The organism is Variovorax sp. Soil_C_17, from assembly GCF_057657265.1.
In genome coordinates, this window is record NZ_JBDGIT010000023.1 from 21,045 (window position 1) to 28,030 (window position 6,986).

At 60.3% G+C, this 6,986-nt stretch carries 7 protein-coding genes and 1 pseudogene; 3 read left to right on the plus strand and 5 right to left on the minus strand.

From position 1 onward, the window contains the following. Window positions 1–11: 11 nt before the first annotated feature. The 5 genes from AC3A6Y_RS34210 to AC3A6Y_RS34230 all read right to left on the minus strand — a co-directional run bounded on the left by AC3A6Y_RS34210 (window position 12) and on the right by AC3A6Y_RS34230 (window position 3,603). Complete coding sequence (locus AC3A6Y_RS34210) at window positions 12–383, minus strand: hypothetical protein (protein ID WP_487872660.1); 372 nt, start codon at window positions 381–383, stop codon at window positions 12–14. 40 nt (window positions 384–423) lie between these two features. Then, the gene (locus AC3A6Y_RS34215; RefSeq protein WP_487872661.1) at window positions 424–1,302 is read right to left on the minus strand and encodes an NAD(P)-dependent oxidoreductase; all 879 of its coding nucleotides are present in this window, start codon (window positions 1,300–1,302) and stop codon (window positions 424–426) included. Next, window positions 1,303–1,680, minus strand: a complete 378-nt coding sequence (locus AC3A6Y_RS34220) for a carboxymuconolactone decarboxylase family protein (RefSeq protein WP_487872662.1) — start codon at window positions 1,678–1,680, stop codon at window positions 1,303–1,305. A gap of 290 nt (window positions 1,681–1,970) precedes the next feature. Beyond that, entirely contained in the window at window positions 1,971–2,966 is a 996-nt protein-coding gene (locus AC3A6Y_RS34225; protein WP_487872663.1) for a GGGtGRT protein, read from the minus strand. Then, window positions 2,959–3,603 carry a hypothetical protein gene (locus tag AC3A6Y_RS34230; RefSeq protein ID WP_487872664.1) on the minus strand — a complete coding sequence of 215 codons (645 nt, stop codon included), beginning with the start codon at window positions 3,601–3,603 and terminating at the stop codon, window positions 2,959–2,961. Before AC3A6Y_RS34230 ends, AC3A6Y_RS34225 begins: the two co-directional genes overlap by 8 nt. Before the next feature lie 441 nt (window positions 3,604–4,044). Here AC3A6Y_RS34230 and AC3A6Y_RS34235 point away from each other — a divergent pair, with 441 nt between their 5' ends. The 3 genes and pseudogenes from AC3A6Y_RS34235 to AC3A6Y_RS34245 all read left to right on the plus strand — a co-directional run. Beyond that, complete coding sequence (locus AC3A6Y_RS34235) at window positions 4,045–4,980, plus strand: LysR substrate-binding domain-containing protein (protein WP_487872665.1); 936 nt, start codon at window positions 4,045–4,047, stop codon at window positions 4,978–4,980. Between the two features lie 330 nt (window positions 4,981–5,310). Then, window positions 5,311–6,159, plus strand: coding sequence for an HTD2 family dehydratase (locus AC3A6Y_RS34240; protein ID WP_487872666.1), 849 nt, complete (start codon window positions 5,311–5,313; stop codon window positions 6,157–6,159). Window positions 6,160–6,171: 12 nt separating this feature from the next. Next, a pseudogene (locus AC3A6Y_RS34245) lies at window positions 6,172–6,912 on the plus strand (CaiB/BaiF CoA transferase family protein); the annotation flags it as partial. Window positions 6,913–6,986 lie beyond the last annotated feature (74 nt).

A 6,986-nucleotide genomic window follows, 5' to 3' on the forward strand; every position in this document is an offset into this window, starting at 1 on the left:
CCCCTTGAAGTTCAGTTGTGCTTCTCGCGGATGAACTGCACGAGCCGGTTCAGGGCTGGCAAGTACGCGAACGTTTGATTGGTCGTGCTCAGTTCCAGGCCATGCTTGACAGCTGTCGTCTGCAGGCACTGGAAGAACGGCACCGGAAAGCGCTCAAGCATCTTTTCCCAATGCTCGTCGGTCCCTCGGACCACGATCTGGCATTGGTCGTCCGGCGCCGTCCCCTTTTCTGCCGAGAGGAGCTTGCCGTCGCGGAACTTCAGCAACGATTCGTCGGCCCCGACGGTCACCTTGATGGTGCCGTCGAAGAAGCGCATCTCGCGTGAAAACTCGGGATCATTGATCGCCTCGCGCACGAGGCTGGGAATGTCAATCTTTGCCATGGATGTCTCCTGATACTCCTAAAGGGTGAAATGCGGTGCGCTATTGCGTCTTCAGCAATTGATACATCGCGGTGTGGTCGGTACTCGCATCGGACTTATCAGCCGCCGTCTCCCAGATGTCGAGGCACGCATGTGCGAGGTCGGCGTGCCCACCTAGTTCATCTGCCAGCCCAACGGCAATGCGCAGATCCTTGGTCATCAACTTCAGGGCGAACCCCGAACCGAAGGTGCCGCTCAGAATGAACTGCTTTACTTTGCTTTCGGTAGCGCTGTTCTTGCCCGAGGAGTTGTTCAACACGTCCGTCATCACGGCGGGGTCAATGCCAAAGCGCTCCGCGGCCAGCAGTGCTTCAACGACGGCAACGAGACCAGTTGCTGAGACGAAGTTGTTCAGGGCCTTTGCGGCATGACCAGCTCCGATGTGGCCGACGTGAATAATCGTCGTGCCCATTGCGGACAAGACAGGACGCGCTTGCTCCAAGTAGTCGACATTGCCGCCAACCATGATGGCCAGCTTGCCCTCGGTCGCTCGCTTGACGCCGCCAGACACCGGTGCGTCGATGAAGCGAAGGCCATCGGTCTGCAGACGGTCCCCGAGCTTGCGCGTTCGCATCGGCTCGGACGAACTCATGTCGATGACGAGCGCTCCTCGCTTCAGCGCTTCCGCTACGCCGTTGGTCAGCAGAACGGTCTCCACGACTGCTGAATTCGGAAGCATCGTGATGAGCACGTCAACCCCGGACCAGGCGTCAGGCCCCTGCGCGACGCTGACTTTGTCGCCGTGCTCCTTCACAAGGTCATCGATGCGAGCTGCGTCGACCTCCTGGACGACCAGTGAGTGGCCGTTTGCAGCCAGGCGCTTGGCCATTGGCAGGCCCATCTGGCCCAGCCCAATAAAGCCGATGACAGGCTGGTTCATTTACGCCTCGACCTCTTTGAATGCGTCCCGCGCAACGCGGAAGCTGTCGAGCGCTGCCGGCACACCGCAGTAGATCGCCGTCTGCAGCAGAACTTCGAGGATCTCATCCTTGGTCAAGCCGTTGTTCAAGGCACCGAGAACGTGGATCTTCAACTCGTGCGGGCGGTTGAGTGCGGTCAGCATTGCCAGATTGATCATGCTGCGGTACTTGCGCTCCAGCCCCGGACGGTTCCACACATCACCCCAGCAGTACTGCGTCACAAGTTCTTGCATCGGCAGACTGAAGGGATCCGCGTTCTTCAGGGAAGCTGCGACATAGGCTTCCCCCAGCACTTCCATGCGGACTTTCAGGCCCTTGTCGAACAACTTTTGATTCATTCGCAAATCTCCAGGTTACAGGCATTGATGTCTGCGTTCTGCTAGCTTCTAGCAGGTCTCAGACAATCTGAGGATGAAATTTAATCTTCGCGAGCTACAAGCTGATTAGGGAAATCCCTGTGAAACGGGTCTAGCGCTAGACCGATTTGCGATGACGCCTAAACGAAAAGGCACTCGCGAACTTCGACCGAGGCCACGTCCGGAAAACCCGATAGAGAAAGAGGCTGCGCAAGCAGCGTGGCGAGCCTGAGTTCTATCCGGCTCGCCATCGCGTCGCACAAGATGGACGACTAGTGGGACTGTGCGAGCGCGACCGCCAACGCGACCGTCGCCCCGACCATGGGGTTGTTGCCCATCCCGATGAACCCCATCATGTCGACGTGCGCCGGAACTGAAGACGAGCCGGCCAACTGAACATCGCAGTACATGCGACCGACAGTGTCCGTGAGACCGTAGGAGGCCGGGCCCGCACCGTTCTCGTCGGGGTTTACGGTCCTCCCAGTGCCGCCGCCAGAGGCCACAGCGAAGAAGTCTCGCTCGTTCTGTAGGCACCATCGCTTGTAAGTCCCCATGACAGGGTGCTGGAACCTTGACATGTTCGTCGCGTTCCCGGTGATGGCGATGTCTACCCCTTGATCGATCATGATGGCGACACCTTCCTCCACCTCGTCCGCTCCATAGCATTCCACGACGCCGCGCGGACCTTGAGAGAAGACCTTTCTGTTCAACACACTCAGCTCACGGGAGTCGTGGTCCCACTCCGTGTGAACGTAGGTGAAACCATTGATCCGGGCGATGATGTAGCCCGCATCCTTGCCCAGCCCATTGAGGATGACCTTCAGCGGGTTCTTGCGTACCTGGTTGGCCGAATTCGCGATGCCGATTGCCCCCTCCGCCGCGGCGAAGGACTCGTGCCCGGCGACGAAGGCAAAGCAGCGCGTCTCTTCGCTAAGTAGACGAGCAGCGAGGTGACCGTGACCCCAACCGATCTGACGATGGTCGGAGACGGATCCAGGGACGCAGAACGCCTGCAATCCCTCACCAACGGCAGCTGCGATCTCAGCGGGCGCGCGAACCTTCCGGCGCAACGCTACGGCGGCGCCAAGAACATAGGCCCAACATGCGTTGTCAAAACAGATCGGCTGGATCCGCCGCACCAGACCTCGCACGTCGACGCCGCGCGCCAATGCCAGCGTTTCCGCAGCTTCAAGACTCTCCAACTCGTGCGCAGCCAGCAGCGCCGAAATGCCATCCCATCTCCGGTCCTTCCCCTCGAACTCAGCCATTGCAGGTCACTCCCTTCTCGGGAATCCCCGCTGCCTCCATTCCGCTGCGGCGGGGATCGATGAAGCTGACAGCTTCGTCGAAGCGACCGTAGGTGCCTTTGGCTGCGGCCAACGCCTCCTCGGCACTGACCCCTTGGACGATTGACGACATCATCTTGCCTACATTGACGAACTCATAGCCAATCACCTCGTTGTTCGCGTCGAGGCCCATGCGAAGAATGTGTCCCTCGGTGGTGTCGAGGTAGCGGACGCCCCCGTCAACCGTCCCATATGACGTGCCAAGCTGGCTGCGCGCGCCTGAGCCGAGGTCCTCCCAGGCTGCACCCACCGGCAGGCCGCCATCCGAGAATGAGCTCTGCGTTCGGCCGTAGCTCATCTGGAGGAAGAGTTCGCGCATCGCCTTGTTAATGGCGTCGCAGACCAGATCGGTGTTCATTGCCTCGAGCAAGGTTTTGTTCGGCAAGATCTCGGCAGCCATGGCGGCGGCGTGCGTCATTCCGGAGCAGCCGACGTTTTCGATGAGGGCCTCCTGAATGAGGCCCTTCTTCACGTTGAGCGTGAGCTTGCACGCCCCCATATGCGGAGCACATGTCCCACATCCGTGGGTCAGACCACTGATGTCGGTGATCTTTCGCACCTCCTTCCATCGGCCCTCCTGTGGGAGCGGGGACGGTCCATGATTTGGACCTTGCCGCACTATGCAGCTGTAGCCAGGGCTATCAAATTGATCGTCTGTCATGGCACCCTTTCAAGTGACTTGCGGGAAGTACACCGCGGCTTCAACGGGTTCGTCTCTGCTCGCCAATGACGAAACTGTAGGCGCGAGGCCCACATCAAGGCCAATATCGATTGGCGATGGTCGTGCCCTTCGAGGCCTTATGGCCCGCTTGCCGCCCCCCCCGGCAAGTACATCCAAAGGACCTGGAGTGCCTGGAAGAAGACCTGAACCTAGACAGTTTCATGATCGGGGCCAGACGAAAGCCGTATTGCCTCAGGGGTAGCGACGCCTTAGCATCCGCCGAAAACAACTGGAGACATCAGCGGTCTGCGCGAGGATCTCGCACAGCCGGCTTGCGCCATGGACCTTCGACAACTGCGCTACTTTCTTTCCATTGCGGAAGCGCGCTCGTTCTCGCGAGCCGCCGAACGGGTTCACATCGCGCAGCCTGCGCTTTCAGCTCATGTCGGACGGCTCGAGGAAGAACTCGGAGTTCGCTTGTTTCATAGGACCTCAAAGGGCGTCGAACTCACACGAGCAGGCATTGTCCTGGCCGAACATGCAGCCACGATCCTGAAGGATGTCCAGACTGCTCAGGATGCCGTGCGCAACGCAGGCGAGGAAGTTCAGGGTCATGTCTCCCTGGGTCTCACGACTTCCGTCTCCATGGTCGTGACCGTCGCGCTGCTCGAAAGGGTTCGAAGCCGGTGGCCCCGGATCGAGCTACACCTGGTGGAGGGACACTCTGGGTGGCTGATGGAGTGGCTACTAGACGGCCGCCTCGATTCGGCCATCATCTACGAGGCCAGCACTGTGACGAAGACCTTGCGCACCACCCTGTTGCTGGAAGATGAGCTCTATCTGATTGGACCGCCGTCGAGGGTTGAGCCGGCAGCAAGCTCCACCGTCACGATGGGCGAGCTTGCGGAGATCCCGCTGATGCTTCCGGGCCGCCCACACGGGCTCCGAGCCGTGATCGACCAGGCGGCCGCCTCTGCCGGCCTGGAAGTCAAGGTGGAGGCCGAGGTGGAATCGGTCTATAGCATCAAGGAAGTCGTCGTGGCAGGCATGGGCCATACGGTCACATCGCTTTCGCCATTCCGAAAAGAGCTGGCCCGAAACGAGGTCTCCGCGCGTCGCATTGTCGAACCGCAAGTGCTGCGCAATGTTGTTCTTGCGACCAGGGCGGACCGCTCATTGAGCGAAGCTCGCGAGAAGGTCGAAGCAGAACTCAAAGGACTGGTCATCGAACTCGTCCACTCGGGTCAATGGCCTGGGCGACTCAAGCTCGCCTGATTCGGCCCTGAGGCGATCGCTGGTTTGTTCCTGACCGCGCGGTCGCGCCATAGCAAAAACGCTGCGCCTCGATCTTGAAACTGTATTGGCCTCGCCGGTGGTCAGTATCTAAAGTTCGCCTACGCGGCAAGCCCGAACCCAATCAACACACCTCGCCACCCTCGCAGGGTGCGTACGCCAGCGGCTCTCCATGAGAGCTGGCGTTGAATCCGGCGACGACTGAGGCTTGCCTTGATCTAACTCTAGGAAGTGAGACCAGATGAGCACATTCGAGTGGCTGGCGCGTCCAAAGGACGTCCGGGGCAACAAATGGGAAGCGAGGGCATTGCCATGAGCGACCTCACGCAATGGATCGGCAGTAGTGAAACAGTGAACGACGAGATTGGTTCAGCGCCTGCTAGAGGGCTCAATGCAACCCTGGACCACGCACCCATTCAAGTCGAACACGGCATGCCGCTGCACCCGCTGTGGCACTGGCTGTACTTCCTGCCTCAGCACCGGCAGAGCGAAATCGGCGAAGACGGGCATGCCCGACGTGGCGGCTTCATGCCGCCCGTTCCACTACCGCGTCGAATGTGGGCCGGAAGCCAGTTCGAGTTCCGTGCGCCCGTCCGCATCGGTGACTCCGTGGAACGTACTTCGACGATCGCCGACGTGACCTTGAAGGAAGGCCGTACCGGCAAGTTGATGTTCGTGAAGGTGAGGCATGAGCTTCGCTGCAATGGCGCCACCGAGCCCGCGCTGGTGGAGTTCCATGACATCGTGTATCGCGACGCGAAGAGGCCCACTGATGTGGACCCACCTCCACACCGAGCCGAAACCGGCGCCACCTGGCAACGCGTGATCGTCCCGGACGACGTCCTTCTGTTCCGCTACTCGGCGCTTACCTTCAATGGTCACCGAATTCACTACGACCGCAAGTATGTGACCGAAGTCGAAGGCTACCCGGGCCTGATCGTGCACGGCCCGCTGATCGCAACGCTGCTCATGGACCTTCTGCGACGAAACTCGCCCGAAGCCGAGGTCACGACTTTCCGCTTCAAGGCGGTTCGACCGACGTTCGATCTGAATCCATTCCAGGTCAACGGTGCTCTCCAGGAAGACGGCAAAAGCGTGCGGCTCTGGGCTCAGGACCACGAAGGTTGGCTGACGATGGACGCGATCGCAACACTGCGCTGACCGGAGATACCAATGCAACCACTCAAAGGTTTGACTGTCGTCACGCTCGAACACGCGATCGCCGCGCCTTTCGCGACGCGCCAGCTTGCTGATCTCGGCGCCCGTGTCATCAAAATCGAGCGTCCCGGCGTGGGCGACTTCGCGCGCGGCTACGACCAACGGGTCCGAGGAATGGCCTCGCATTTCGTCTGGACCAACCGCTCCAAGGAAAGCCTCACGCTTGACGTCAAGCATCCGAAGGCGGCCGACGTGCTTGAACGTCTGGTCATCGAGAGGGCAGACGTCGTAATCCAAAACCTTGCACCCGGCGCCGCCGACCGCCTCGGACTTGGCTATAGGCGCCTCTCCGCGATCAAGCCGGCGATCATCGTGTGTGACATTTCCGGCTACGGCGCAGACGGGCCCTACCGCGACAAGAAGGCCTACGATCTGCTCATTCAAAGCGAAGCAGGCTTCGTTTCAGTCACTGGAACAGCCGACGAGCCGTGCAAGGCCGGCCCTTCGATCGCCGACATCGCCGCGGGCATGTACGCCTACACCAGCATTCTCGCAGCGCTGCTGCAGCGGCAACAGACCGGGCGCGGACAGCACATCGACATCTCGATGCTGGAATCGCTCGCCGAGTGGACCAGCTATCCCTTGTACTACGCGTTCGATGGTGCGCCCCCTCCACCGCGCACCGGCGCCGCGCACGCAACGATCTATCCATACGGCCCGTTTCCTACCGGGGAGGATGGTGGCAGCGTCATGCTATTGATCCGGCAATCATCATCTTGAAAATTCGGAATGCGCCATCATCTGGGTGTGATGCAAGCAACCGACATGAG

Bases quoted from the DNA above. Each gene is read 5' to 3' on its own strand.
- AC3A6Y_RS34210 (WP_487872660.1), bottom strand. From the start codon at position 383: ATGGCAAAGATTGACATTCCCAGCCTCGTGCGCGAGGCGATCAATGAT.
- AC3A6Y_RS34235 (WP_487872665.1), top strand. From the start codon at position 4,045: ATGGACCTTCGACAACTGCGCTACTTTCTTTCCATTGCGGAAGCGCGC.
- AC3A6Y_RS34240 (WP_487872666.1), top strand. From the start codon at position 5,311: ATGAGCGACCTCACGCAATGGATCGGCAGTAGTGAAACAGTGAACGAC.
- AC3A6Y_RS34220 (WP_487872662.1), bottom strand. From the start codon at position 1,680: ATGAATCAAAAGTTGTTCGACAAGGGCCTGAAAGTCCGCATGGAAGTG.
- AC3A6Y_RS34225 (WP_487872663.1), bottom strand. From the start codon at position 2,966: ATGGCTGAGTTCGAGGGGAAGGACCGGAGATGGGATGGCATTTCGGCG.
- AC3A6Y_RS34215 (WP_487872661.1), bottom strand. From the start codon at position 1,302: ATGAACCAGCCTGTCATCGGCTTTATTGGGCTGGGCCAGATGGGCCTG.